Raw genomic sequence first — 25,236 nt, 5'->3', positions numbered from 1 at the left:
CATGTTATTTGTGTCATATAAACAATAAATCCAAGTGTTACAACAGGATGAGTTTATGGGATGTTGATCGCATGACTAATAGACGTGATTCGGATTATCCGCGAGCGGGCTGTAAGGTTTGCGGGCGGAGATTTGCGCTTTCGCAATCGTTGATAAGTAAAGTTGATAAGGAAAAGAGGATGGCGGGTGAGAAAGGCGGTGGAAAAATTTGGGGGATCTGTCCGTTATGTGGTCCGACGGAGCTGGTCTCCCGGCTAAGAAATATTCATTTGCTCGGGCAAACCGGGATGGTGATGGGAATTGCCGTCACGACGTGCAAGCAGTGTCGGCAGGTTGTACATGTTCCGGATGAATCGCTGGAATCGGTCAAAACCGCATATGCTCAGCTGACGCCCCCTGACATCAGAGGCTAGTTTGACGTCTCTGTACCGCAAATCTACTGGACATTGATCCAGTCCGGCAATACCATTTTTAGTTCTTATGCTGAGACACAGAATTGATTCCCATGATGCAATGGATTATTGAAAACCAATCCCTACTGGTAATGTCTGCTCTCTGTATTGTCGGTTCTGCCGGCATAACGGGCTGGTGGATGAAGCAAAAGATGCAACTGCAATTCAGCCAGTTGCAGCAACAGCTGGTGAGTCAACAGCAACTTCACGAACAAGTGTTGAGTCAGGTCACGACACAACTGCGGCAAACACAAGCTGAGCTGCACGAATCAGAAGATGCGCATGATCTGGCCATGGCCGAGCTGAAACAGCTGCATGGGCAGCATATGGCTGCCACTGAAAAACTCGGGCAAATGGCGACCTTACAGCAAGAGCGGACACAGTTGAATGATGAGCTGGTACTGCTGCGGGAGAAGAACGCGCAATTACAAGGAGAGCTTCGGGAGCAGGAAGCGCGACATCAAGCCCAGATGGTTGCCAGTCAGGAAAAATTACAGTTACTGGAACGTGCCGAAGAACGCTTGAAGCAACAGTTTGAACAGTTGGCGAATCAGCTGTTTGAGGTCAAAACTGCGAAGGTTGATCAGCAGAATAAACAGAGTCTGGAAGGCTTGCTGAATCCGCTGAAATTACAACTGGAAGGGTTCAAAAAACAGGTCAATGATAGTTTCAGCCAGGAAGCTAAGGAACGTCATACTCTGGTCCATGAGTTGAAGAATCTGCAACGACTCAATGAGCAGATGGCGAAAGAAGCGTTAAATCTGACGCAGGCACTCAAAGGCGATAACAAACAACAAGGGAACTGGGGTGAAGTTGTGTTAGCCCGGGTTTTGGCGGAATCAGGGCTACGTGAAGGCCACGAGTATCAGACGCAGGTCAGTTTGCAAAATGAAGCGGGCAAGCGCTATCAACCGGATGTTATTGTCAACCTGCCGAATGAGAAGCAGGTGGTGATCGATTCAAAAATGGCACTGGTAGCCTACGAACGTTACTTCCATGCTGAGAGTGACGTTGAGCGCGATAAAGCACTTGGTGAACATTTACTTGCGATACGCTCTCATATCAAAGGACTGAGTAAGAAAGATTACCAGCAGTTGCAAGGCATCCAGACGTTAGATTATGTGTTGATGTTTATTCCGGTCGAACCGGCATTCCAATTGGCAATCCAGGCGGATCCCGCTTTAGTCAAAGATGCGATGGAACAAAACATCATTATTGTCAGTCCAACCACATTACTGGTTGCTTTACGAACCATCGATAATTTATGGCGTAATGAATATCAAAATCAAAATGCCCAACGCATTGCGGAGAAAGCCGCAAAACTCTATGACAAATTACGTTTATTCGTGGACGACATGGACACGCTGGGCAGTGCCATAGACAAGGCCGGGCAGAGTTATCAGAGTGCCATGAACAAACTGTCGAGCGGGCGTGGTAACGCCATTCGTCAGGCGGAAAGTTTTAAGCAATTGGGCGTAGAGGTGAAACGTTCGATTGCTTCCCGGTGGGTTGATGAGTCTCGGAGAGCAGGCTCTGAAGCGTTGGCGTCTGAGTCAGCATCGCCTGAACAAACCGGGTCAGAACGCCTGTCGCCGACGCGAACGCCGTCAGGGCAAAGCTTATCTGAACAACACTTATCTGAGACAACAAAGTTTGAACATTCTCGCGCTGATACCGCCTCATCCGGAACGGTTTTACCACAAGAGAACCGGGAGAATAACAGCGCATCCGTCGGCACAAAATCTGCCGATTGCTGAAAGACATCCGATAGGGGATACAGTAAACTAGCGCAACCAATCAGTCAGTCACATGGGTTGATCAGGCATCAGTTTATCAAGCATGATGAATGATGTGGTCATGTGATGTGTGGCTTCTATTCGATCATGCAAGGTAGGTAAAGGCGTGCAATCTGAAAAAATGGCAGAAAATCAAGAAACCACCCATTTTGGTTTTGAAACCGTCGCCAAAGCGGAGAAAGCGCATAAAGTGGCAGAAGTTTTTCATTCTGTCGCAGCGAAGTATGACATCATGAATGACTTGATGTCCGGTGGGATTCACCGACTATGGAAACGATTTACGATTGATTGCAGTGGTGTTCGTGCCGGGCAGAGAATTCTGGATCTCGGCGGTGGTACGGGCGATTTGACAGCAAAGTTTTCACGAATCGTGGGTGACACTGGGCATGTCGTCTTGGCAGATATCAATAATTCAATGTTATGTGTCGGCCGGGATAAACTGCGCGATAGTGGCATTGTCGGTAATGTGCATTATGTTCAGGCGAATGCGGAAGAACTACCGTTCCCCGATAATTATTTTGATTGCATCACGATCAGCTTTTGCCTGCGCAATGTCACAGATAAAGACCAAGCGCTCCGCTCGATGTTTCGGGTACTGAAACCCGGCGGACGTCTGTTGGTGCTGGAATTTTCCAAACCGGTGTTCGAGCCGTTATCCAAAATCTACGATACCTATTCGTTCCATCTCCTGCCGAAGATGGGCCAGCTCATCGCCAACGACGCTGACAGTTACCGTTATCTTGCTGAGTCAATCCGGATGCATCCGGATCAGGACACGTTAAAAGGGATGATGGCCGATGCCGGTTTTGAGCAAGTAAGTTATTACAATCTGACCGCGGGTATTGTGGCGCTTCACCGTGGTTATAAATTCTGACAAGGCGGTTCCTATGCCATTTGCACCTTTACTGACCGCAACGATCGAAACCATTCTGAACCGACTGATTCAGGATGATCCTGTTCTGATTCGTCAGCTTGCTCGCCTGAAAGGCAATGTGATTCAGGTTCATCTGAAAGAGCTCGATCAAACCCTGACGTTTGTTTTCAGCCAGCAAATTGATGTGTTAGCGCGATACGAAGGGACACCTGATTGTTATTTGTCTCTGACCTTATCGATCCTGCCACAGCTGCGGGAGCAGGCAAACATCACGCAACTGATCAAACAGGATAAGTTGATACTGGAAGGTGATATCCAACTGGCGCAGAAGTTTTCTCAACTGATGACGGATTGTAAGCCGGATTGGGAAGAGTGGTTATCACGCCTGAGCGGGGATGTTGTCGCGCATACGGTGACACAGGCTGCCAAAGATTTGAGTCATTTCCTGCAAACACAACATCAGCGTCACCAATCCCATGTTGCACAGATTTTAACGGAAGAGTGGCGTATTGCTCCTGGCCCGCTTGAGGTGGCTGATTTTTGTGATCGGGTTGATGAAGTAAACAGTCAGTTATCCCGACTTGAAAGTCGGATTCAGTCTCTGACGGAGAAACTATGCTGACGGAGAAACTATGACGCCAACAGAAATCAGGCGGTTGTATCGTATCATCAAGGTGCAGCTGGAATATGGTCTTGATGAATTCCTTCCTGATCATCACTTGTTCCGAGCACCATTATTAGCTCGAAAATCGCTGTTCTGGCTGCGGAATCGTTATCCGGAGAAACCATTAGGGGAGCGTCTGCGTTTGGCGCTTCAGGAGCTGGGGCCGGTCTGGATTAAGTTTGGTCAGATGATGTCTACCCGACGGGATCTGTTTCCCCCGCATATCGCGGATCAATTGGCGCTGCTTCAGGATAAAGTTTCACCGTTTGATGGTCATTTAGCGAAGCGACAGATTGAAAAAGCGTTGGGCGGTGCGGTAGAGACTTGGTTCGATGACTTTTCGGTTGAACCGCTGGCCTCTGCATCGATTGCTCAGGTGCATACCGCCACATTGAAATCCAACGGCCGTGAGGTGGTACTCAAAGTGATTCGTCCTGATATCAAGCCGGTGATTGCCGCGGATATCAAACTGATGTATCGGATGGCTCGTCTCGTTGCGAAAGCACTTCCTGAAACACGGCGTTTAAAGCCGGTTGAAGTGGTGCGGGAATATGAGAAAACGTTGCAGGATGAACTAGACTTACGTCGAGAAGCTGCGAATGCGATTCAGTTGCGACGTAATTTTGAGGGCAGTGAAGAACTCTATATTCCGGAGGTAATTTCTGAATATAGTAATGAAACCGTGATGGTCTCGGAGCGCATCTATGGGATTCAGGTCTCGGATATTGAGGCACTAGAGGCAAACGGCACCAATATGCAGTTGCTGGCGGAACGTGGTGTCAGTGTATTCTTTACGCAGGTGTTCAGAGACAGCTTTTTTCATGCCGACATGCATCCGGGCAACGTTTTTGTCCAGCCGGCTCATCCTGAAAATCCGCAATGGATCGGGTTGGATTGCGGTATTGTCGGAACGCTGAACAAAGAAGATAAACGCTATCTGGCAGAAAACTTTCTGGCGTTTTTTAATCGTGATTACCGACGTGTTGCCGAACTCCATGTCGAGTCCGGTTGGGTCCCATATGATACGGATATTGATGCATTCGAAAGTGCCATCCGAGTTGTGTGCGAACCGATTTTTGCCAAGCCGTTGTGTGAGATTTCATTCGGCCATGTGTTGTTGAACCTATTTAACACGGCGCGTCGCTTCAATATGGAAGTCCAACCGCAACTGGTACTGCTGCAAAAAACGTTACTGTATGTGGAAGGTTTGGGTCGGCAGTTATATCCTCAACTTGATCTGTGGCAAACGGCCAAGCCGTTTCTGGAACGCTGGATGATTGATCAGGTTGGGCCGGGCGCGGTATTGCGTTCTATCCGTGAGAAGGCACCATTCTGGGCGGAAAAACTGCCGGAGTTGCCTGAACTGGTCTACGAAAGTCTCAAGCAAGGACGCGTGATGAATCAGCGAGTCAATGCGCTGTATCAGGATTACCGTCAGGTAAAACGGGATCAGGCCCGGGGCAAGTTTTTCTTAGGGATTGGGGCAACTGCACTGATCTGTTCGGCGGTCTTTTTGGCGAATGGGCAAGAGCCGCATTTGTCAATCAGTACAGCCGTGGTCGGCGGTATGTCTTGGTTAATCAGTTGGATGTTCTACCGTCGGTAAGCGTATCTACTGAGCGGTTTGGCGAAGCATAAAAGGATAGTGATATGGGTGGTATTGGCATTACGGAATTACTGATTATTGCGGCCATTGTGGTGTTACTGTTCGGCACGAAAAAATTGCGGAGCATGGGCAGTGACTTAGGCAGTGCCGTGAAAGGTTTTAGAAAAGCGATGGATGAAGAGCCTGAAGAAGCGAAGCGTGAAAAGCCGGATGAAGTACAACCGAAATCTGCGTCTTCTGCGCAGAATCACCAAGACAAAGAGTAGATCCCGGTGTTTGATATCGGTTTTTGGGAGCTGGTATTAATCGCGGTGATTGCGCTGGTTGTTTTGGGGCCGGAGCGCTTACCACATGCGATTCGCAGTCTCGCCCGATTGATTGCGTCTGTGAAAAAGATCGCTAACAGTGTTCAGCATGAACTGTCTCAAGAGTTACAGATACAAGAACTCAAAGACAAGCATCGACAAGCTGAGCAAACCAAAGTGAACGAACCATTTCCTGAATTCCTTCAGTCGCATCAATCTGTGGATACCACTACGCGTGACGTTGAGCAACCTTCAGCGCATGATAAAAGCGCAGAGGAACAGTCGAAATAACCGTGATGTACGCGTTGCTTAAAATCTGGTTGTTTCTGACGTCATCTGTTTCTGACGCGATATGGAGTCAATATGTCGTCTGTTGAGCAAACCCAACCTTTCATTCGTCACTTGCTCGAGTTACGTAACCGATTATTACGTTGCATCGTGGCTGTTATCGCTGTCTTTCTCGGTTTAGTCTACTTTGCGAATCATATCTATGAGTTTATTGCCCGGCCGTTAATTGAACGGCTACCCGCAGGTGCAACCATGATTGCGACCGATGTTGCCTCGCCCTTTTTTACCCCGCTTAAGCTGACCTTGATTGTTTCGCTGTTTATGACGGTACCATATCTGCTTTACCAAATATGGGCTTTTGTTGCACCGGGGCTGTATAAACATGAACGTAAGCTAGTGATGCCCCTGATATTGTCGAGTTCAATTCTGTTTTATGGTGGGGTCGCATTCGCGTATTTTGTAGTTTTCCCTTTAATCTTTGGCTTCTTTACTGCAATTTCACTGGACGGGGTTGCTTTTGCGACCGACATTGCCAGCTATCTTGATTTTGTGTTGGCGCTATTTTTAGCGTTCGGGATTGCGTTTGAAGTACCGGTGGCAATCATGTTGCTTTGCTGGACGGGCGCAACGACGCCCAAGGCGCTTTTGCAAAAACGACCTTACATTATTGTCGGGGCATTTGTGGTCGGGATGCTGCTGACCCCGCCGGATATCATTTCTCAGACGTTACTGGCCGTTCCCATCTGTTTACTGTTTGAAGTCGGTGTTTTTTGTGCTCGTTTTTATTGCCAAAGCAAACCAGAAAAAGAAACACAGGATTCGTCGTGAAGACTCGCAACCGGAGTGAATACCGTTTTCAATCAATTTGCGCGTGACCCGTTTCTGCATTTCCCGGAAGAAAAGTTGGCCGCGTACCAGTACCGACAAGAGGATTAGTCCGTTCCCCTTGCAAAATAGTACCGTGATGACTTGGCCTTGTTTCAGGGTAAGCGAAATAACTGCTTCGCATTGTCTGTGGTCAGTCGGTCCACTTCTTCAAGCGACATCTCTTTGAGCGCGGCAATTCGTTGAGCGACAATGTGTGTATAGGCTGGTTCATTGCGTTTTCCCCGATGCGGCACCGGTGCCAGATAAGGGCAGTCGGTTTCCAGAATGATCTGCCGGATATCTAAATGAGGAACCACTTGATCCATCCCGCCATTTTTAAACGTCGTGACACCGCCTAAGCCGAGATGAAAGCCTAAATCCTGAATGGCTTTAGCTTCTTCCACACTGCCACCGAAACAGTGAAATACGCCTTGCAGAGAGCCATCTTGAGCCTGACTCAGCAGTTGAATGGTTTCTTGCATTGAATTACGGGTATGAATTACCACCGGGAGCTGTTTTTCTTTCGCCCAGCCGAGTTGGGTAAGAAACGCTGCTTCTTGCTCGGCTTGATAAGTGGTGTCCCAGTACAGATCGATACCAATTTCACCGACGGCGATAAAATCATGTTTATCAAACCAGCCATGAATGATATCCAGTGTCTGATGAACATGTTGATCCACGTAGCAAGGGTGTAATCCCATCATAGAACGACAAATGTCAGGATAGGCAGCCTCAGTTGCCAGCATCGGTTCGATAGAGTCGAGATCGATATTCGGCATGCAGATCATCTCGACACCTTGTGCTAAAGCACGTTGAATCACGTCTTCTCGGTCATGGTCAAATTCTTGGGCATAAACATGGGCGTGCGTGTCAATCATGGGTTTTTCCGGTCATGGGTTGAATCAGACATTATAAAAGATCAGCGCGTTGAGATCATTTTTTGAATTTTTATCTCAATAGACATGGCGTGTCAGTTGGACAGTGGTATGATTTCAGCGCACTACCCGTGACAATACTGTGTTTCCTCAATCGCTGTATTGTCGGATGAGAAGGTCATATTCGTGTTGTGAAAATCGGAGTTTCGGGTCGCAATGTACTTTTCTTTAGAGCTCTCTCGCTGTTGAGCGACGGTTCATGATAAGCGCTGTTCGTTTCGTCCGTTTGTTATATGTACAGTATGTGGCGAACCTTGATGCGGTGCATCACAAATATCAAAAAGGAGTTCCATGTGTCAGTTTCTATCGTAGGTCAGTTTCCCGGTCGTCGTATGCGCCGTGTGCGTAAACATGATTTTAGTCGTCGCCTAGTTGCAGAAAATCAGTTATCTGTCAGTGACCTGATTTACCCGGTATTTGTGCTGATGGGCAAAGATCGTCGTGAGCCTGTTGAATCGATGCCGGGTGTGGATCGTTTATCGATCGACGTTCTCCTTGAAGAAGCGCAGTATCTTGCGAGCCTTGGTGTACCGGCTATCGCGCTGTTTCCTTTTATCACTCAGGATGCGAAAAGTATCGATGCTGCTGAGGCATACAACCCTGAAGGTCTGATTCAACGGGCGGTTCGTGCTTTGAAAGAACATGTTCCGGAAATCGGGGTGATTACTGATGTGGCATTGGACCCATATACCACCCACGGTCAGGATGGCATTATTGATGAGCAAGGGTATGTGATCAACGATGTAACGACCGAAGTGCTCGTCAAGCAGGCGTTATCTCATGCTGAAGCCGGTGCGGATGTGGTTGCTCCCTCCGATATGATGGACGGCCGGATTGGTCTGATTCGTGATGCGCTTGAGGAAGCCGGGCATATCCATACGCAGATCATGGCTTACTCTGCAAAATATGCATCGAGTTATTATGGCCCTTTCCGCGATGCGATTGGTTCAGCAAGTAATCTGAAAGGGGGCAATAAAAAAACCTATCAGATGGATGCGGCGAACAGTGATGAAGCACTACAAGAAGTAGCGTTAGATATTGGTGAAGGTGCCGATATGGTCATGGTGAAGCCGGGGATGCCATATCTGGATGTCGTTCATCGTGTCAAAACAGAACTTCAGGTGCCGACATTTGCCTATCAGGTTTCCGGTGAATATGCGATGCATAAAGCGGCCTTTCTCAATGGCTGGTTGAAAGAAAAAGAAACCGTCATCGAATCATTGCTCTGTTTTAAACGCGCAGGTGCGGATGGCATTCTGACCTATTTTGCCAAGGATGTTGCACAGTGGCTTGCTGAAGAGCAAGAAGAGCGGGTTGCAGCCCTGAAAAATTATCAGTGATATCAATACTAGTGATCTTATTGAGTTAAAAATTGTATCAAAGGCTGACAATTGTCAGCCTTTATTGTTTTATTTATGAATGAGTTATGTTTTACATAAAAATTAAATGAGATTTTTTCTCATTTAATACTTGATCTATTAAATGAGAATAATTATTATTACAACCGTCTTAGGGAAAGAGACAGTTCTCTACAGCGCTTAGAGGTAGCACGATTTATGTTTGTTACCCAATGCGAGGTGGTTACGGGCTTGCACTCTTCTTTTTGACACGACATTGCTCACATTGCTTCCAGTGTATTTATAGCTCTATAAGAAAGCGGTTTGGTCACACGTATCACTTTCTTGCTTATGCTAGGCGACATCCTTCGGGTGTCGCTTTTTCTTTTTCAGCGAGATCGTTTTTGTTAACAGAACGATATACTTTTCCACAATGGTTGATCCCGGAAGGATCATGTTTTTTTACACAGATCTTTTATTTAATTATTAAATATCAATATTTTATAATTGTATTTTTGGTTGTTTTTGTCGATTTTATATCAGTGTAAATAAAACTATGAACAGACTTATCCACAATGTGACATCTCTTCTGTGGATTTTCATCGTATTGGATTTCGGCAAAAACTCGGTAGAACATGGAATCCTCAGGGAACTCATGGCATTCTAAGCAGATAATGTTGAGACCTCCACATCCGGATACCAAAAAACTATGGCCCATATTCCTGATAACCCGCTCATTCTGATTGACGGTTCTTCTTATCTTTACCGTGCATTCCATGCCTATCCAAGCACCATGAGTAATGGTGAAATCCCCACCAATGCTGTTTATGGTGTTATTAATATGATTCGCAGCATGATGCGTCAGTATCCTTCAGATCGGATCGCGGTTGTGTTTGATGCGAAAGGCAAGACATTCCGCGATGAGATGTACGCAGAATATAAGGCTCATCGTCCACCGATGCCGGATGAATTACGTTGCCAGATTGAACCACTGCACAAGATTATCCGTTCGATGGGATTACCGTTACTCGCAATAGAAGGTGTGGAAGCCGACGATGTGATCGGTACGATTGCGATCCAAGCTGCCAATGCCGGCGTTCCGGTGCTGATTAGCACCGGGGATAAAGACATGGCGCAATTGGTGAACGATAACGTTACTTTGATCAATACTATGACCAATGTCGTGATGGATCGTGAAGGTGTCATCGAAAAGTTCGGGATTCCTCCGGAACTGATCATCGATTATCTGGCGTTGATGGGCGATAAAGTTGATAACATTCCGGGCGTTCCGGGAGTCGGTGAAAAGACGGCGACTGCATTGCTTCAGGGGATCGGTGGTCTGGAAGCGCTCTATCAGAATCTGGATAAGATTGCTGATTTGGGATTCCGCGGTTCCAAGACGATGGCGAAAAAGCTGGAAGAGAATAAAGACAATGCATGGCTTTCTTACCAACTCGCGACAATTAAATTAGATGTTGTGCTGGAAGACACGCTCGATACTTTAGTCAAACGCTCGGTGGATCGAGAAGATCTGATTCAGTTATACGGGCAATTGACCTTTAAATCTTGGTTGAATGAGCTGCTTGAAAGCCCGGAAGGAAGCCCGGAAATGAATCAGGCATCTGATGCGACGGCGGTGACGATGGATACATCGGCCGTCAATATTGATCGCAGTCAGTATCAGACCATCTTGAATGAATCTGATTTTATGGCTTGGTTAGACAAGCTGAAAGATGCCGATTTATTTGCCTTTGATACTGAAACGGATGGATTGGATTATATGACGGCCAATCTGGTCGGGGTGTCATTTGCGATCACCGAAGGTGAAGCAGCCTATGTGCCAGTCGCTCATGACTATATGGATGCGCCGCAACAGTTGGATCGGGATTGGGTATTGGCTCAGCTTAAGCCGATTCTGGAAGATGAACATAGTCATAAAGTCGGGCAGAATCTGAAATTTGATATGAGTATTCTGGCCCGTTATGACATTGAATTACGCGGGATTGCGCATGATACCATGCTGGCTTCTTACGTGTATGACAGTGTCGGCGGACGGCATGATATGGATAGTCTGGCGCTGCGCTTCCTGCAACATAGTTGTATCTCATTCGAACAAATTGCCGGCAAGGGTAAAAATCAGCTGACATTTAACCAAATCGATTTGGAACAAGCCGGTGTTTACGCGGCAGAAGATGCGGATGTTACGCTTCGGTTGCACCATCGTTTGATAGAAAATCTGGAACAGAATGAAGCGCTATTACGCATCTATCAAGAGATTGAAGTGCCACTGGTGCCCGTGCTGTCAAGAATGGAGAGAACCGGCGTTCATATCGATGATATGCGTTTGAATGTTCAGTCTCAGGAAATCGCCCAGCGTTTAGAAGAATTGGAACGCAAGGCATTTGAGATTGCCGGAGAATCATTTAACTTGAGCTCGCCGAAGCAGCTCCAACAGATCTTCTTTGAAAAAATGGGGCTGCCGGTGGTGAAAAAAACACCTTCGGGAACACCATCGACCAATGAAGAAGTGTTACAGGAGCTGGCGCTGGATTATCCGTTACCGAAGGTCATTCTGGAACATCGGGGGCTGGCGAAACTGAAATCGACTTACACGGATAAGTTGCCGAAAATGATTAATCCGGTTACGGGGCGTGTGCATACCTCTTATCATCAGGCTGTGACAGCAACCGGACGGCTTTCATCGACCGATCCGAACTTGCAGAATATTCCGGTGCGGAATGAAGAAGGGCGACGGATTCGGCAGGCGTTTGTGACCGAACCCGGCTGGAAGATTGTCGCGATCGACTATTCTCAGATTGAGTTGAGAATTATGGCGCATTTGTCTGGCGATCAGTCACTGTTGGATGCTTTCCAACAAGGGAAAGATATTCATGCCGCCACGGCTGCGGAAATTTTAGGGATTCCGCTCGAACAGGTCTCCGGTGAACAGCGTCGTCGCGCCAAAGCCGTTAACTTCGGGTTGATCTATGGGATGAGTGCATTTGGTCTGGCCAAGCAGCTTGGTATTCCACGCCATGAAGCCCAATCTTATATGGAGAAATACTTCGAGCGTTATCCCGGTGTGATGCAGTATATGGAAGATACGCGTGCACAAGCAAGCGAGCAGGGCTATGTAGAAACACTATTTGGTCGCCGTTTACATCTGCCGGAAATTCGTTCCGGTAATGGGATGCGGAGAAAAGCCGCGGAACGTGCTGCGATCAATGCTCCGATGCAGGGGACAGCAGCAGATATTATCAAAAAAGCCATGTTATTGGTTGATGCCTGGATCGAGCAAGAAGGTCAGGGCAGAGTCCGCCTGTTGATGCAGGTGCACGATGAACTGGTTTTTGAAGTCCAAGAGTCATCTCTGACCGAAATTGAAAGTAAAATACAAAAACTCATGGAGTCCGCTGCGACCCTTCGTGTGCCTTTGGTTGCAGATGTTGGTCGGGGTGATAGTTGGGAACAGGCCCATTAAATCGGGTTTTTTGACCAAAATGGCATGAATTTTATGAGCTGGCGCACAAGTGTCAGCTTTTTTTTTACATAAAAAAAGTAACAAAATATCAGTTCCTTATGTTGTTTGATTTAGAATGAATGAAAAAAAACTACAGAATGGGTTTTCTTTTTCGTCAGTTTATTGTACATTTAATGACGTAGGGTACAGAGGTAAGATGTTCTATCTTTCAGACCTTTTGTTTCACGTTATTGGATTAGGCTGTTTCAGCCGCCCCAGTCAGTTTTTGACTGGGGCGTTTTTTATTGTGTTAAGCATATGTAATTCATTAATAAAATTTGAATTTTTATCCACATTTAACCCTCACTTCACAACATCTATTCTACAAACCATTGATAAGATTTTTGGTTTCTCTTCTGGAGCGTTAAAATTCTCAAATGAATTAATGTAACGATTCTGTAATTAATTACCCTTCACAAAATAGTTATTTTACTAAAGAAATAAAGTGTTACAATTTGGTTAATATACATATGTTTCAAAATGTTACACCTGTTTTGGGGGCTGTGGTGTTTCGGAGCAGAGGGATTGAAAAATCAGATGAATTCAACGATGCTTGTAAGGGCACAAAAACAAAACAATTAGAAGAAGTTCATTATCTCTCCCATTACCCTGCCAGGATGGCGGGGTTTTTTATGCCCGGAAGAAAAGCATGTCTGGTTCGCCATTTCTTCCGGAGCACTGAGCGCTTGATATTAGTGATTGGACTCACTGTTGTTCGCATCACTATCTTGCTCATCATCTTGAGAGGTAAACGCCGGTGCATACCAGCTATCGAGTTTTTGGCGCAGGACATCAACGCCCAGACCTGAAGTTGAGGAAAAAGCATCAACACTGACGTCACCACAAAAGGCCAGAGCCGCTTCGCGAATTTTCAGTACTTGTGCTTTTCTTGCACCACTTTTGAGTTTATCGGCTTTGGTCAGCAGAACCTGAACCGGAATATTGCTTTCCACCGCCCAATAGATCAGTTGTTGATCCAGATCCTTCATGGGATGGCGAATGTCCATCAAAACCACCAGTCCTTTTAAACATTGGCGTGCTTGCAGATACTCTCCGAGTGCTTTTTGCCATTTTTTCTTGAGTTCCGGTGGGACTTGAGCAAATCCATATCCCGGCAGATCGACAATATGGCAGCCATCAGTAACCTGAAAGAGGTTGATTAACTGAGTTCGCCCCGGTGTCTTACTGGTTTTGGCTAAGTTTTTTTGATTCGCCAAACGATTCAAAGCACTGGATTTTCCTGCATTGGAGCGCCCGGCAAACGCGACCTCAATGCCTTCATCTTCCGGCAAGTGGCGGATATCTGGGGCACTGGTAATAAAATGCGTATTTTGATAGTGGATTTTTACACTCAAGGTAGACTCCATGGTAACTGTCTGCTGTTGATGAATCATTTGCCGGAATGCAATGGTATCACAGCAATAACCTGAAAGAAGGTCTCTGCGAAACGCCCCCTGATTCAACGGGACTGGCGATTATACACGACTCCTGCCAGAATCTGGAACATTATCATCATGAGCGATGGGCAGGAATTCATCGTGTGATTGGCTGCCTGGAACCATTGGCTTGACGGGGACTGAGCTCCCTTTGGCTCAGTCTGTTCCTTTTTTTCTATATAGGTTGTGAGAGATCCGCTATAGATAACCCGATGATTACACTGAGAATGATTTTAATTTTATGATTTTATTATTATTTTTAATATTGCATGTGGAATGTGACCTGAATCATTTTCTGATGGGTTGTGTCTACCGGGATAAAGCGTAAAGTTTAATCGTTGCTTCAGGGATGGATCGCTCATTCTGAAGTGACTGACAAACAGGATGTTTGTCTGATAAGGATGATCTGCTTGGCCCTATGGAGTGGGGGATGTAATGGAACCAAGCTACGGAAGAGCTTCGTTACAATGATGTTTTCAGGGACAGTGAAAATTCATCAGGATTGATGACGAACAACAACGTTTTTGCAAGGAAAGCACGAAAAACAAAAGGAATATTGTGCGCATCTCTATGTGCCAGAATAGTTTCCGTCACTACGGTGACTGTTTAGAAAGCGACAGGTCATTCTGTCGCTTTTTTTATCTCTCTTTTTTGATCGAACTGAAAGCCATCACGTCTATCCGCTGAAGAAAAAATCAGCTGAAATACTCCACTATCGGGTGAGTTTCTGGTATGTTGCGCATCCCGTAATAAGGAGAGTCCATATGATCTCATGTCCACTGTGCGGTGCTGAATCGCTGGGGATTTATCATCGGGATAAACGTCGCGACTATTGGCAATGCCACCAATGTCATTTGGTGAGTGTCGCACCTGCATTTCATCTGGATGCAGAATCCGAAAAATCCATCTATGATCTGCATGAGAATGATCCATCTGATATGGGATATCGGCGATTTTTGTCCCGCCTGACGGTGCCGTTGGCGGAACGGATTGCTCCTGATGCTCACGGGTTAGATTTTGGATGTGGCCCCGGGCCGACGCTCTCTTTAATGATGGAAGAGCTCGGGTTTCGGATGGCTGTATATGATGTCTTTTATTTCCCACAGCAGACGGTGTTAGAATCAACATATGATTTTATGACCGCAACTGAAGTGATTGAACACTTACATACTCCGGGCCAAGTGTGGCAACAGTGGTTGTCCTTGGTGAAGCCGGGGGGATATATCGGAATCATGACCAAATTAGTTAAAAATTTGGACGCGTTTACAAGGTGGCATTATAAAAATGATCTCACCCATGTAAGCTTTTTTAGCCGAGAGACTTTCTGTTTTCTAGCAGAACGGGATGCTCTCGAAATTGAATTTATCGGTAGTGATGTAATTTTACTGAGGAAAAGCCAGTAATGAGCCGTAAGAAGAAAGTAAGATCATCTGGGAATTCAGACGTTGTTGTCGTTCGTCAGCGTTCTCAGACAGATGTCGAAGGGCGTTTGCGCAAGAAGCTGAAAAAGAGAAAAGGCTTGAAAACCGGCAGCCGTCATTCAGAAGAGTCCGGCAATACACGTCGGTTAAGTACTTCGCAAGCGCAGGATCCTCGTCTGGGGAGTAAGAAAAAAATTCCGCTCGTCGTAGAAACCCAGCCAAAAGTCATTGCTAAGCAACGGCAAGACCAAGCTGAACAAGAGCTGGTTTTGCTCGAAAATGATGCGCAGCTTCATGCTTTGCTTGCCCGGTTAGATCGGGGAGAAAAGTTGGGTGCCGGTTTGCAACAGTATGTTGATGAAAAGCTCGATCGCATCGAACAGCTGATGAAACAGCTTGGGTTGTTTGATGAAGAGAATCCGGTTGATGAAGAGAGTGATGACGAGGTATCCGAGTCTCCGGTGATGAAATCAAAGCAGGGCGCATCGGATGACGAACTTCTGGAGAAATTTACCGGATTTGATCCGGATGATTTTCAGCAATAGGAGTGACATATGAATCTGACTGTACTCGTGATTGTTGGGTGTCTGATTGTTGCCGGTCTGGCGATTTATGCCGGGTATCTGCTGGTGAAGTTGAAGCAGCAGAAAGCGTTGGTTGCCAAGCATCGGGAGTTGGAGATTGAGAAGAGAAATGCAAATATTTTCGAGAACGTAAACACACTCTGTATGGTCGGTATTCAAGGTCAATGTGATCTTTCGGAAATCAGCATTCGTGTTTATTGCATCATGGACTACGTTCAGGGTGAGCAGCGAATTGATTTTGAAAACCAATTCCCAGCGATTTCAGAGCTTTATCATATCGTCAAAGATATGCCTCGTGGCGAGGCCCGGCAAGAGATGCCCAAAAAAGAACGGATGCAGCACAATCTGGAACGGATGAAAGCTGAAAATCGGTTGGAGGATGATATTGTCCGAGAGCTGACCAAGCTGAAGGATATGATTCAGCCATTAAATCAACAAATTCAGGTTCAAATGGTTTAAATCTCGAGTATTGCAGTGGTTCATTCGGTGATCTCTGTAGCACTTTCACACAATAATCATGGATTTCTATTTTGCTGCCCGAGTTGTCAGTATCGCAGTGTGGCAAAATAGGGGTTCATCGACGCATTCGGAAAGATAAATATGTTTCAGCAGGTATCTCGTCAGCAGGTTGTCTGGGATCAGGCAATGTTGGATAAATATAATTACTCCGGGCCTCGTTATACCTCTTATCCGACAGCCGTCGAATTCCATGAAGCGTTTACGATTGCGGACTTTGATATGGCTTGTGCCCAGTATCCGGACCGTCCGCTTTCTCTTTATATCCACATCCCTTTCTGCCACAAGCTGTGTTACTACTGTGGTTGTAACAAAGTTGTCACGCGTCATTCTCATAAAGCGGATGAGTATCTGGATATGCTGGAGCTTGAGATTCGTCAGCGTGCGTCTCTGCTAGCGGGTCGCCGTGTGGTTCAGCTTCATTTCGGTGGCGGTACTCCGACATTCTTGACTGCTCCCCAAATTACGCGTTTGATGACACTGATCCGACAGGAGTTTGATTTTGAGCCTGAGGCTGAAATCAGTATTGAAGTTGATCCGCGCGAGATACAACTGGATATCTTGGACCACCTCTATCAAGAAGGTTTTAACCGTTTAAGTATCGGAGTGCAGGATTTCAACAAAGAAGTACAGCTACTGATCAATCGCATTCAGGATGAAACTTTCATCTTCGCTCTGGCAGAACGCGCCCGAGAACTGGGTTTCCGTTCGACCAACCTTGACCTGATTTATGGTTTGCCCAAGCAGACACCGCATTCATTTGCTCGAACCTTAAACCGGGTTCTGGAAATGAAACCGGGGCGATTATCCATTTTTAACTACGCGCATATGCCGCAATTGTTTGCTGCACAGCGGAAAATTAAAGAAGATTTTCTGCCGACGGCGCAAGAAAAAATGGAAATTTTGCAGCTGACCATTGAGACACTGACCGATGCCGGTTATCAGTTTATCGGTATGGATCATTTTGCACTGCCCGAAGATGATCTTGCGATTGCGCAAAGAGAAGGTTGCCTCCATCGTAATTTTCAGGGCTATACCACCTATGGCGACTGCGATCTGATTGGTTTTGGGGTGTCAGCGATATCTATGGTCGGTGATGCGTATGCTCAGAACCAGAAAGAGCTGAAGAAATACTATCAGCAGGTGGATCATCAGCGTCATGCGTTATGGAAAGGGGTAGCGTTGGATAAAGATGATTTAGCCCGCCGGGATGTGATTAAGCAATTGATGTGTAACTTTACCCTCGATAAAACTCAGATCGAGCGCACTCATCAGCTCGACTTTGATCGGTATTTCCAGACAGATTTAGCACTACTGGGACATTTCATCGCAGATGGGTTGGTTTTAGTCAGTGATAAGCAGTTGACGGTGACACCAAAAGGCCGGCTATTGATTCGTAATATCTGTATGTGCTTTGACCGCTATCTGCGTGAAAAAGCAAGACAGCAGCAGTTTTCCCGGGTGATATGATTTTATTTTGCTCTGCGCCGATTGCGTCTGCGTAACAAGCATACCGTACTGATATCAAAGTATAAAAAGCCAGCAGATGCTGGCTTTTTTGTCAGTGGCTTAGCTAAACAGCGATATGATTCAAGCAATAACAGGATTCAAGTCATTATGGTTAAGAGGTCGGCTCAATCAGTGAGAGTGCTTTCTTACTGACATGGTGTGCTGCCTGAGACATATCTTGCTGCTCCAGAACCTGAGCAAGCAACTGATAGTCTGAGATGCTGTTTCTGATTTGCAGTGCTTTTTCCAGATGCCCTTGTGCCAGCGGTAATTTTTCTTCCTGAAAATAGAGTTGTCCTAATGCACTGTGAGCTTCTGCATGTTGCTCATCTTTACGAATGACATCTTGTAACAGTTTGATCACCGGCTGGCGACTCTCCAGTTTGAGTTCTGGCAGTAACGGATAACTGTTTGAGTTCGGATGCTTCTTAATCTGTTCTTTCAGGAGTGAAAAGGCTTCTTCATCACCTTGATGTTTCAGGAGTAACTGAACATAACACACTATCAGTTCCGGTGTGTTTTTCAGGCGTTTGGGCAACTCTTTCCAGTATTCGGTCAGTGTCTCTTTCCCGCGGATTGCCGCAGCTTGCTCCATGAGATGGCTACGGGATTCAATTTCCAGAATGGTAATTTCCTCTTCTTTTGCCAATTTGAGCTTTCTGAGCTGCGGGAGCAGGCTGAGTAGTGGTTGCCATTGCCGGAGATGGCGATAGGTTGTCTTCAGCAGACTGACGACTACAGGGTTATCCGGGTGCTGGATAGCCAGTTCACTCAACACGTTGAGTGCATCTTGATAACGTTGCTCTTTTGTATACTGTTTTGCCTTGGTGAGCTCAACGGCTAGTGTTGAATTCTCTTGTTTGGCGGCAAGAGACAGGTAGTGATCCCGTTTCTCTTGATTGCCTTGCTCGAGTGCTGCTTCAGAGGCAATGAGATAACACAGCAGTGGCATATCATGATTTTTTGCCAGTCGGGTGACTTTTTTCTCGGCCTGTTTCCAGTCTCCCTCGATGAGTTTGATGATCCCTTCGTTGGTATCCCGACGAGACTGTTTGAGTTTTCGTGAACCAAACCAGTTCCAGGTGCTGCTACTAAGATGCAGGGCCTTTTTGATCAAAAACTCGATGCCGAACAGAACTGCCAGTAAAGCGATGACCAGCAGAATCAGCGTAGTGACACTCATTTCAATGGTTTTGTTCGCAATTGAAATCAGAACGTATCCTTGTTGACCGGAATATTGGGTGCCGACATATAACCCGATACCGAGGACTGCGAAGAGAAAAATGGCTCGAATCATTACTCTTCCTCCTTGATCAAACCGGAAACTTGTTTACGCAACCGCTCATGAATGAGATCCGTCAGCGGTTGTTGTGATTCCAGCTTCACCGGATATTGAATGGTAATTTTTTTCTGACTCAGGGATTGGGTGGCTTGGTTAAACTGTTTGATCTGATCATTGTCAGGGTTCAAGAACGAGACCGACCATTGATTGGCTGTGGTTAAAGCCGTTGTATAAATCTCCTGATTTTCGTCATAGACGGCTCTGATTGCTGTCTCGAGTTTGGCTTTCAGATTCTCTCTCAGGTAGAAATCCTGTTCCGGAGACAGCAACGGAATGACGTTACCATCGCGGGTTCTGAATGTGATGAATTGCTCGGCGAAACTCTTCAGAGAGGTAAGCAGATTATCTTGCCAGTGGCTGATATCTTCGCTGACCTGTGGTTGTTGCTCTTGTGGTGCATCAGGAAGAATCGCGTTTGCCAGTGGCAGTTTATCGATAAGTTGTTCCAGACTGGTGAGGCGCAGTACCAAACCATCTTTATCGATCAAGGGGAGAGATTTCAGTGTGGTGATGTCATTTGCCATGGCCTGACGCAGTGAGACCAGACTCGGGTCATTGAGTGCAGCAATGCGTTCATCGGCACTTTCCATCAGGTGGGTTGCTGTCAGGACATCGTGTTCGAGAAATAGTTTTCGACCGGCAAGTTTGACCAGATAATCCGATTCAGCCAACAGCCAGTCATTAGGACGACGTCCTTTGATATCAGCGAGTGCACGTTGCAGGCTATCAATACTTTTTTGCTGTTGATCCAAATTTGTATCAACCTGATTGATGACCGTGGCCGTTTTTTTATCGATGTCTTGATTGAGTTGAGTTACTTGCGTTTCAACCTGGCTAACCGATTGACTCAATTGTTGCTGAAGTTGTCTGATTTGTTCCTGATAGCCGTGCATGGTTTGCTGAACATAAGCAGCAATCCCGCCACCGGTGAGTAAGGTTAGCACGATGGCTATTTTACTTAGTCTTGCACCCGATCCAGATGTTTTTTGCTCTGATTTCGCGCCGGAAGGTTTGGTTGCTTCTGGTTTAGATGCTGATGCGGAAGAAGATGTGGCGGATTGTTGCTGATCTTCTGAGGTTGGGGTAACGGCTTTTTTTGTATCAGTCATTCATGATTCCTGTCATTCTTCTCGGCCAGAATTGCGGCCACTAAGTCTGAATTGCTGGCACTACCCACAGCAATGGTATGCTTGATTCCCAGCGAATGTGCATCATGTGCAATCCGTTCACTGGGGATATAAAATGTTTGTTCGAATAACCATGGCGCATCGTGTTCAGCGAGCTGTGTGACGAAAAACCGGAGTTGTTGCTCACTGGTGATGATGATGCTATTTACTGCGGCTTCCTGCCATTCGGAAACTGCAACCCGGGCATTAAAAGGGAGCATTTCTCGCTGATAAACTTCGCAATAATTGACCAAAGCTCCCTGAGACTTTAGCTGTTGGGCGATTAAATCCCGGCCGCCATTTCCTCTCAGTATTTCAACGCGTAACCCAAGAGGCGCACTAAGCTCGGGGAGAGAGAGAAAATTTTCACTATCGCTTACCGCAGGGTAGTTTACCGTTTGTTGGGTAAAATTACTTAGAAGCTGTGCGGTTTTTTGACCGATGGCAAGATATCGAATATCAGACGGCCATGAAAAGCCATGTCGGTCGAGATATTCCTGACTATAAAAGACAGCTTGCTGGCTGACAGCGATTACCAGATCACACTGTTTCAGCCGATCCGGCAGTTGTCCCAGTTCCGAACCGGCATGAAAATCAATTAAAGGATGATGTACCGCTGCTATACCGGCGGCCTGAAGTTGACGGCAGAGTGCTTCTCCCGGTTTGCCGGGGCGGGTCACCAGTACCGACATGATCAGTCGTGCTCATGATAGAGGTTGGTGAGTATCTCCCGGGCGCCACGCTGTAAGAGTTGTCTGGCGAGCGTTTCTCCCAGTTGTTCTGCATCATTGCGATGTCCTCTGATCTCCCCGCGAATGATTTGACTGCCGTCCGGTTCACCGACCAGAGCCCGTAGCCAGAGTTGGTCATTTTCCAGCAGCGCATAACTACCGATCGGCACCTGACAACCGCCTTGAAGGGTGGTATTCATGGCGCGTTCACAACGCACTCGATCCGTGGTTTCCTGATGACCGAGTGGTTTCAACAACTCAATTAATCGCTCGTCATCGAGCCGACACTCAATCCCTACGGCTCCCTGACCAACCGCCGGCAGCGATTGCTCCGGTGCCAGATAACTTCGGATTCGGTTTTCAAGATTGAGGCGCTTAAGGCCGGCAGCGGCAAGAATAATCGCATCATATTCACCGGCATCAAGCTTGCCGAGCCGTGTGCCGACATTACCCCGGAGTTCTTTGATGACGATATCGGGTCGGGCTGCTTTTAACTGACACTGACGTCTTAAACTGCAAGTCCCGACGACAGCACCTTCGGGCAGTTCATCGAAGGTTGTATAATGATTAGAGACGAAAGCATCACGCGGATCGCCCCGCTCACAGATCGTTACGAGCCCCAATCCTTGTGGAAAATCAACCGGGACATCTTTCATTGAATGAACAGCGAGGTCGGCCCGGCCATCGAGCATTGCCATTTCAAGTTCTTTGACGAAGAGTCCCTTCCCACCCACTTTAGCCAGCGGAGTGTCCAGAATCACATCTCCTTTCGTCACCATCGTGACCAGTTCAACAACCAGTCCCGGATGAGCAGCCTGAAGCGCATCCTTTACATAATGGGCCTGCCAAAGGGCTAGCGGACTTTTACGGGTAGCAATACGGATCGGAGATGAATCAATCATAGGTTATGAGTCGGTCAGAGAAAAATGGTAGCTTACATCCTATCACTGTTCTTTTCGATCCCCAAGTTCACCTAACCGATTGAAATATAGCACTTGACGCAGAGAAGTGTATTCATGAAAAAGTGCACAGGAAAACTTGTAAATTTTGAGATATACGACCATAGTCTAATTTAAAATATGTGATGTAGCTCTTGTTTATAGTTTGAGCTATGATTACCCGATAATCTGAGTGAGATATGTATCAACGAAAAGTATCCCTAAATTCTCTGGATTGCCGACACGGGCATCCGGGAGAGATATCTTTACCACTGATGGATAAAGTGTTAAATTGATCACGTTTTGACGGCAATTTTGCACAAAAGGCAATCAGTTCGTTGAGTTTTGAGCCAACCAAGGATATTTCCCTTGCAGACATACACCGAGACTTTAATCAAAAGATTAGACAATCTGAATCGGCAACGTACCGAGCGTGCGCTGGCGTTAATGGATTTACAAAGTCGTCGTGTTTTTCATTTAATTCCTGCATTCTTCCAATTCAATCATCCATTAATTCCCGGTTATTATGACCAAGACGTGCCTTTCGGTGTGTGGGGCTTTGAGGCGGATGACGCACAACAACAGTTTATCCACGATACAGAACTAGCATTGGGGCAGCGACTCCCGATTTCAAGCGAGCCTGAAATCCAGGGTTTGTACACCATGGGAAGTACGTCTTCTATCGGGCAGAGTACCTCCAGTGATCTGGATATCTGGGTGTGTGTTTCTTCGCTGATGAGTGTCGGCCGGCGGGAAAAACTGGCCAATAAATGTTTGTTGCTGACGGACTGGGCAAAGACACAAGGTGTTGAAGCCAACTTTTTTATTATGGATGAGCAGCGTTTCCGGTGTAAGCAATCCGATGAAATGACGGGTGAGAACTGTGGTTCTTCGCAACACCTGTTATTACTGGATGAATTCTACCGTTCTGCGGTGCGGATGGCCGGAAAACGTCTTTTGTGGCAAATCGTGCCACCGGAAATGGAAGAGTGCTATGACGAATATGTCAGTCATTTGTGTCGTAAATCTTATATCAACTGTTGCGAATGGTTTGATTTCGGCCGACTCAATCATATTCCGGCTGAAGAATATTTCGGAGCCAGTTTATGGCAGTTGTATAAAAGTATCGATTCACCGTATAAGTCGGTACTGAAAGCGATCTTACTCGAAGCTTACTCTTGGGAATATCCGCATACGCAACTCTTAAGTATTGATACCAAACGACGCTTTTTTACCCATGAGCCAGATCTGTATGGGATGGATGCTTATTATCTGATGCTGGAAAAAGTCACCCGGTATTTAGAACGGATTAATGATCAGCCCCGATTGGATTTGGTACGGCGCTGTTTTTATCTGAAAACGCATGAGAAATTGTCTCGTGAACCCGGTGCCGGCTCCGTCCCATGGCGACGGATGGTATTGGAAGAATTGACTCGTATCTGGCAGTGGTCGGCAGGTATCATTGCCGAACTGGATAACCGACGAAACTGGAAAGTCGAGCAAGTCGCTTTCATGCATGCGGGATTGCTGGATGCTTTGATGCAGAGCTACCGTAATTTAATTCAATTCGCTCGACGCAATGATATTACCTCTTCCATTAGTCCGCAGGATATTTCGATTCTTTCCCGTAAATTGTATGCTGCTTTTGAAATTCTTCCGGGCAAAGTGACACTGCTTAATCCGCAGATTTCTCCTGACTTACATGAGTCTGATCTGACCTTCATTGAAGTTCAACAGAACCGCAGTAACCCTGCCGGTTGGTATCTCTACAAACAACCGTTAGTGCCGCGTCGGATGATGGGGCAGCATTATCTGGAACATCACGAGTACCTGAGTAAGTTAGTCGCGTGGGCATTCTTTAATGGTTTGATCACCGAATCAACAAGGCTCCATGCCGTTGTTCAGGATGCTCAGCTCGATATCGATAAGTTTTATCAGATGGTTGGTGATTTGCGGAATACGTTCTCCTTGCATAAACGTCGTCCAACCATGCACGCACTTGCCAGCCCTTGTGAAATTAGTCAGTTGGCGATGTTCATTAATTTTGAGCAAGACCCAACTTATGCGGTTTCAGGAAAATCACTCCGCGTTGATTTAAAAACGGTTGATATTTTAAGTTTCGGGCCGGAACAGCGTTGTCTCGTCGGAAGTATTGATCTGGTTTATCGTAATTCGTGGCATGAAGTCAGAACCCTCCATTTCGAAGGGGAAGGGGCGATGCTTGATGCGCTCAAAACAGTATTGTGCAAGATGCATCAGGATGCGTTACCGCCAGAATCGGTAGACGTGTTTTGCTACAGTAAAAATTTGCGGGGGTTGATCCGTAATGCCATTTATCAGCTGTTGGCCGAATGTATCGACTTACGTTTAAAACCTGTTGAAATCGAGCTGGAAAAGCGCCGCCGTTTTAAAGCGTTGCGTGTCGGTCGTCAAATGTACGGGCTGTTTTTTGAACGACGGGGCGTCTCTGTTCAGCGATTGGAAAATTCAGTCGATTTTTATCGCAGCATCTCGACCAACAAACTCAAAGGTTCGCCGTTGATGATGATTGATCGGGAACAGGATTATCATCTACCTGAAGCGATTGATGGCTTTGCCAGTGAAGGACTCATTCAGTTTTTCTTCGAAGATAGCGATACCGGCTTTAATATCTATGTTCTCGATGAATCGAATCGTGTCGAGGTCTACCATCAATTTAGTGGTAGTAAAGATGAGATGATTTCCAGTCTGAATGGTTTTTATACATCGATGCTGGACGAAAACAAAGTGGCATCGAAACTGATTAACTTCAATTTGCCGCAGTATTATCAGGTGATCCATACGGATAATAGCAGTACTTATATCATTCCTTACCGGAGTGACTCGTCTTCAGGGACTGCGCCGACCAAAGCGGTAAACGCCTAAACGTGGCTGACCACGTATTCTTTAATTTTTATGTCTTGTTATTCC

General features: G+C 46.4%; 20 protein-coding genes and 1 pseudogene. 15 read left to right on the top strand and 6 right to left on the bottom strand.

The genetic code is table 11. The features are described 5' to 3' along the window. Nucleotides 1-179 precede the first annotated feature (179 nt). From VRK_RS19015 to tatC, 8 genes and pseudogenes are all read left to right on the top strand, one after another. Nucleotides 180-413, top strand: coding sequence for a hypothetical protein (locus VRK_RS19015; RefSeq protein ID WP_059123074.1), 234 nt, complete (start codon nt 180-182; stop codon nt 411-413). Between the two features lie 95 nt (nt 414-508). Further along, nucleotides 509-1,981 (top strand): annotated as a pseudogene (rmuC, locus tag VRK_RS19010) (DNA recombination protein RmuC); the annotation flags it as partial. 388 nt (nt 1,982-2,369) lie between these two features. Further along, nucleotides 2,370-3,122 carry a bifunctional demethylmenaquinone methyltransferase/2-methoxy-6-polyprenyl-1,4-benzoquinol methylase UbiE gene (gene ubiE / locus VRK_RS19005; RefSeq protein WP_059123230.1) on the top strand — a complete coding sequence of 251 codons (753 nt, stop codon included), beginning with the start codon at nt 2,370-2,372 and terminating at the stop codon, nt 3,120-3,122. Between the two features lie 13 nt (nt 3,123-3,135). Further along, nucleotides 3,136-3,744, top strand: a complete 609-nt coding sequence (locus VRK_RS19000) for a ubiquinone biosynthesis accessory factor UbiJ (protein ID WP_059123073.1) — start codon at nt 3,136-3,138, stop codon at nt 3,742-3,744. Between the two features lie 10 nt (nt 3,745-3,754). Further along, nucleotides 3,755-5,392 (top strand): ubiquinone biosynthesis regulatory protein kinase UbiB, encoded by a 1,638-nt coding sequence (ubiB, locus tag VRK_RS18995; RefSeq protein WP_059123072.1) that lies wholly within the window; start codon nt 3,755-3,757, stop codon nt 5,390-5,392. 44 nt (nt 5,393-5,436) lie between these two features. After that, complete coding sequence (gene tatE, locus VRK_RS18990) at nt 5,437-5,658, top strand: twin-arginine translocase subunit TatE (RefSeq protein WP_059123071.1); 222 nt, start codon at nt 5,437-5,439, stop codon at nt 5,656-5,658. 6 nt (nt 5,659-5,664) lie between these two features. Beyond that, the gene (tatB, locus tag VRK_RS18985; RefSeq protein ID WP_059123070.1) at nt 5,665-5,988 is read left to right on the top strand and encodes a Sec-independent protein translocase protein TatB; all 324 of its coding nucleotides are present in this window, start codon (nt 5,665-5,667) and stop codon (nt 5,986-5,988) included. A gap of 72 nt (nt 5,989-6,060) precedes the next feature. Next, the gene (tatC, locus tag VRK_RS18980) at nt 6,061-6,813 is read left to right on the top strand and encodes a twin-arginine translocase subunit TatC (RefSeq protein ID WP_059123069.1); all 753 of its coding nucleotides are present in this window, start codon (nt 6,061-6,063) and stop codon (nt 6,811-6,813) included. A 152-nt stretch (nt 6,814-6,965) separates the two neighbouring features. Here tatC and VRK_RS18975 read toward each other — a convergent pair whose 3' ends face one another. Beyond that, complete coding sequence (locus VRK_RS18975) at nt 6,966-7,730, bottom strand: TatD family hydrolase (RefSeq protein WP_059123068.1); 765 nt, start codon at nt 7,728-7,730, stop codon at nt 6,966-6,968. 350 nt (nt 7,731-8,080) lie between these two features. On the opposite strand from VRK_RS18975, the gene hemB reads away from it, so the two are divergent. Next, the gene (gene hemB / locus VRK_RS18970) at nt 8,081-9,127 is read left to right on the top strand and encodes a porphobilinogen synthase (RefSeq protein ID WP_059123067.1); all 1,047 of its coding nucleotides are present in this window, start codon (nt 8,081-8,083) and stop codon (nt 9,125-9,127) included. A gap of 706 nt (nt 9,128-9,833) precedes the next feature. Beyond that, nucleotides 9,834-12,605, top strand: a complete 2,772-nt coding sequence (polA, locus tag VRK_RS18960; RefSeq protein WP_059123065.1) for a DNA polymerase I — start codon at nt 9,834-9,836, stop codon at nt 12,603-12,605. Nucleotides 12,606-13,336: 731 nt separating this feature from the next. Here the strand turns inward: polA and yihA are convergent. After that, a complete protein-coding gene (gene yihA, locus VRK_RS18955) occupies nt 13,337-13,999 on the bottom strand; it encodes a ribosome biogenesis GTP-binding protein YihA/YsxC (RefSeq protein WP_059123229.1) in 663 nt (220 codons plus the stop codon). An 845-nt stretch (nt 14,000-14,844) separates the two neighbouring features. Between yihA and VRK_RS18950 the strand changes: the two genes are divergently transcribed. The 4 genes from VRK_RS18950 to hemN all read left to right on the top strand — a co-directional run bounded on the left by VRK_RS18950 (nt 14,845) and on the right by hemN (nt 18,071). Next, entirely contained in the window at nt 14,845-15,483 is a 639-nt protein-coding gene (locus VRK_RS18950) for a class I SAM-dependent methyltransferase (RefSeq protein WP_059123064.1), read from the top strand. After that, nucleotides 15,483-16,046, top strand: a complete 564-nt coding sequence (gene yihI / locus VRK_RS18945; RefSeq protein ID WP_059123063.1) for a Der GTPase-activating protein YihI — start codon at nt 15,483-15,485, stop codon at nt 16,044-16,046. The genes VRK_RS18950 and yihI overlap by 1 nt, the downstream gene beginning before the upstream one ends. Before the next feature lie 9 nt (nt 16,047-16,055). After that, nucleotides 16,056-16,544 (top strand): DUF2489 domain-containing protein, encoded by a 489-nt coding sequence (locus VRK_RS18940; protein WP_059123062.1) that lies wholly within the window; start codon nt 16,056-16,058, stop codon nt 16,542-16,544. A 141-nt stretch (nt 16,545-16,685) separates the two neighbouring features. Next, nucleotides 16,686-18,071 carry an oxygen-independent coproporphyrinogen III oxidase gene (gene hemN / locus VRK_RS18935; protein WP_059123061.1) on the top strand — a complete coding sequence of 462 codons (1,386 nt, stop codon included), beginning with the start codon at nt 16,686-16,688 and terminating at the stop codon, nt 18,069-18,071. 151 nt (nt 18,072-18,222) lie between these two features. Here the strand turns inward: hemN and VRK_RS18930 are convergent, their stop codons facing one another. The 4 genes from VRK_RS18930 to hemC are packed head-to-tail and all read right to left on the bottom strand — an operon-like array spanning nt 18,223 to nt 22,251. Further along, nucleotides 18,223-19,407: a heme biosynthesis HemY N-terminal domain-containing protein gene (locus tag VRK_RS18930; RefSeq protein ID WP_059123060.1), complete on the bottom strand. Its 1,185-nt coding sequence runs from the start codon at nt 19,405-19,407 to the stop codon at nt 18,223-18,225. Next, nucleotides 19,407-20,561: a uroporphyrinogen-III C-methyltransferase gene (locus VRK_RS18925; protein ID WP_059123059.1), complete on the bottom strand. Its 1,155-nt coding sequence runs from the start codon at nt 20,559-20,561 to the stop codon at nt 19,407-19,409. The genes VRK_RS18930 and VRK_RS18925 overlap by 1 nt, the downstream gene beginning before the upstream one ends. Beyond that, nucleotides 20,558-21,310, bottom strand: a complete 753-nt coding sequence (locus tag VRK_RS18920) for a uroporphyrinogen-III synthase (protein WP_059123058.1) — start codon at nt 21,308-21,310, stop codon at nt 20,558-20,560. The genes VRK_RS18925 and VRK_RS18920 overlap by 4 nt, the downstream gene beginning before the upstream one ends. A gap of 2 nt (nt 21,311-21,312) precedes the next feature. Next, the gene (hemC, locus tag VRK_RS18915; RefSeq protein ID WP_059123057.1) at nt 21,313-22,251 is read right to left on the bottom strand and encodes a hydroxymethylbilane synthase; all 939 of its coding nucleotides are present in this window, start codon (nt 22,249-22,251) and stop codon (nt 21,313-21,315) included. 405 nt (nt 22,252-22,656) lie between these two features. Between hemC and VRK_RS18910 the strand changes: the two genes are divergently transcribed. Then, the gene (locus tag VRK_RS18910) at nt 22,657-25,191 is read left to right on the top strand and encodes a class I adenylate cyclase (RefSeq protein WP_059123056.1); all 2,535 of its coding nucleotides are present in this window, start codon (nt 22,657-22,659) and stop codon (nt 25,189-25,191) included. Nucleotides 25,192-25,236: the final 45 nt, after the last annotated feature.

The sequence above is a fragment of the Vibrio sp. MEBiC08052 genome, from assembly GCF_001506075.1.
Lineage (GTDB): Bacteria > Pseudomonadota > Gammaproteobacteria > Enterobacterales > Vibrionaceae > Vibrio.
Note: the sequence above shows the minus strand (reverse complement) of the source record. Positions and strands in the feature narration are given on the sequence as shown.

What these genes read in the sequence shown, in the direction of transcription:
- VRK_RS18925 (WP_059123059.1), bottom strand. Translation starts at nt 20,561, where the DNA reads ATGACTGATACAAAAAAAGCCGTTACCCCAACCTCAGAAGATCAGCAA.
- ubiE (WP_059123230.1), top strand. Translation starts at nt 2,370, where the DNA reads ATGGCAGAAAATCAAGAAACCACCCATTTTGGTTTTGAAACCGTCGCC.
- VRK_RS18920 (WP_059123058.1), bottom strand. Translation starts at nt 21,310, where the DNA reads ATGTCGGTACTGGTGACCCGCCCCGGCAAACCGGGAGAAGCACTCTGC.
- VRK_RS18940 (WP_059123062.1), top strand. Translation starts at nt 16,056, where the DNA reads ATGAATCTGACTGTACTCGTGATTGTTGGGTGTCTGATTGTTGCCGGT.
- hemC (WP_059123057.1), bottom strand. Translation starts at nt 22,251, where the DNA reads ATGATTGATTCATCTCCGATCCGTATTGCTACCCGTAAAAGTCCGCTA.
- VRK_RS19000 (WP_059123073.1), top strand. Translation starts at nt 3,136, where the DNA reads ATGCCATTTGCACCTTTACTGACCGCAACGATCGAAACCATTCTGAAC.
- VRK_RS18975 (WP_059123068.1), bottom strand. Translation starts at nt 7,730, where the DNA reads ATGATTGACACGCACGCCCATGTTTATGCCCAAGAATTTGACCATGAC.
- hemN (WP_059123061.1), top strand. Translation starts at nt 16,686, where the DNA reads ATGTTTCAGCAGGTATCTCGTCAGCAGGTTGTCTGGGATCAGGCAATG.
- ubiB (WP_059123072.1), top strand. Translation starts at nt 3,755, where the DNA reads ATGACGCCAACAGAAATCAGGCGGTTGTATCGTATCATCAAGGTGCAG.
- VRK_RS18930 (WP_059123060.1), bottom strand. Translation starts at nt 19,407, where the DNA reads ATGATTCGAGCCATTTTTCTCTTCGCAGTCCTCGGTATCGGGTTATAT.
- VRK_RS18950 (WP_059123064.1), top strand. Translation starts at nt 14,845, where the DNA reads ATGATCTCATGTCCACTGTGCGGTGCTGAATCGCTGGGGATTTATCAT.
- VRK_RS19015 (WP_059123074.1), top strand. Translation starts at nt 180, where the DNA reads ATGGCGGGTGAGAAAGGCGGTGGAAAAATTTGGGGGATCTGTCCGTTA.
- polA (WP_059123065.1), top strand. Translation starts at nt 9,834, where the DNA reads ATGGCCCATATTCCTGATAACCCGCTCATTCTGATTGACGGTTCTTCT.
- yihI (WP_059123063.1), top strand. Translation starts at nt 15,483, where the DNA reads ATGAGCCGTAAGAAGAAAGTAAGATCATCTGGGAATTCAGACGTTGTT.
- tatC (WP_059123069.1), top strand. Translation starts at nt 6,061, where the DNA reads ATGTCGTCTGTTGAGCAAACCCAACCTTTCATTCGTCACTTGCTCGAG.
- tatE (WP_059123071.1), top strand. Translation starts at nt 5,437, where the DNA reads ATGGGTGGTATTGGCATTACGGAATTACTGATTATTGCGGCCATTGTG.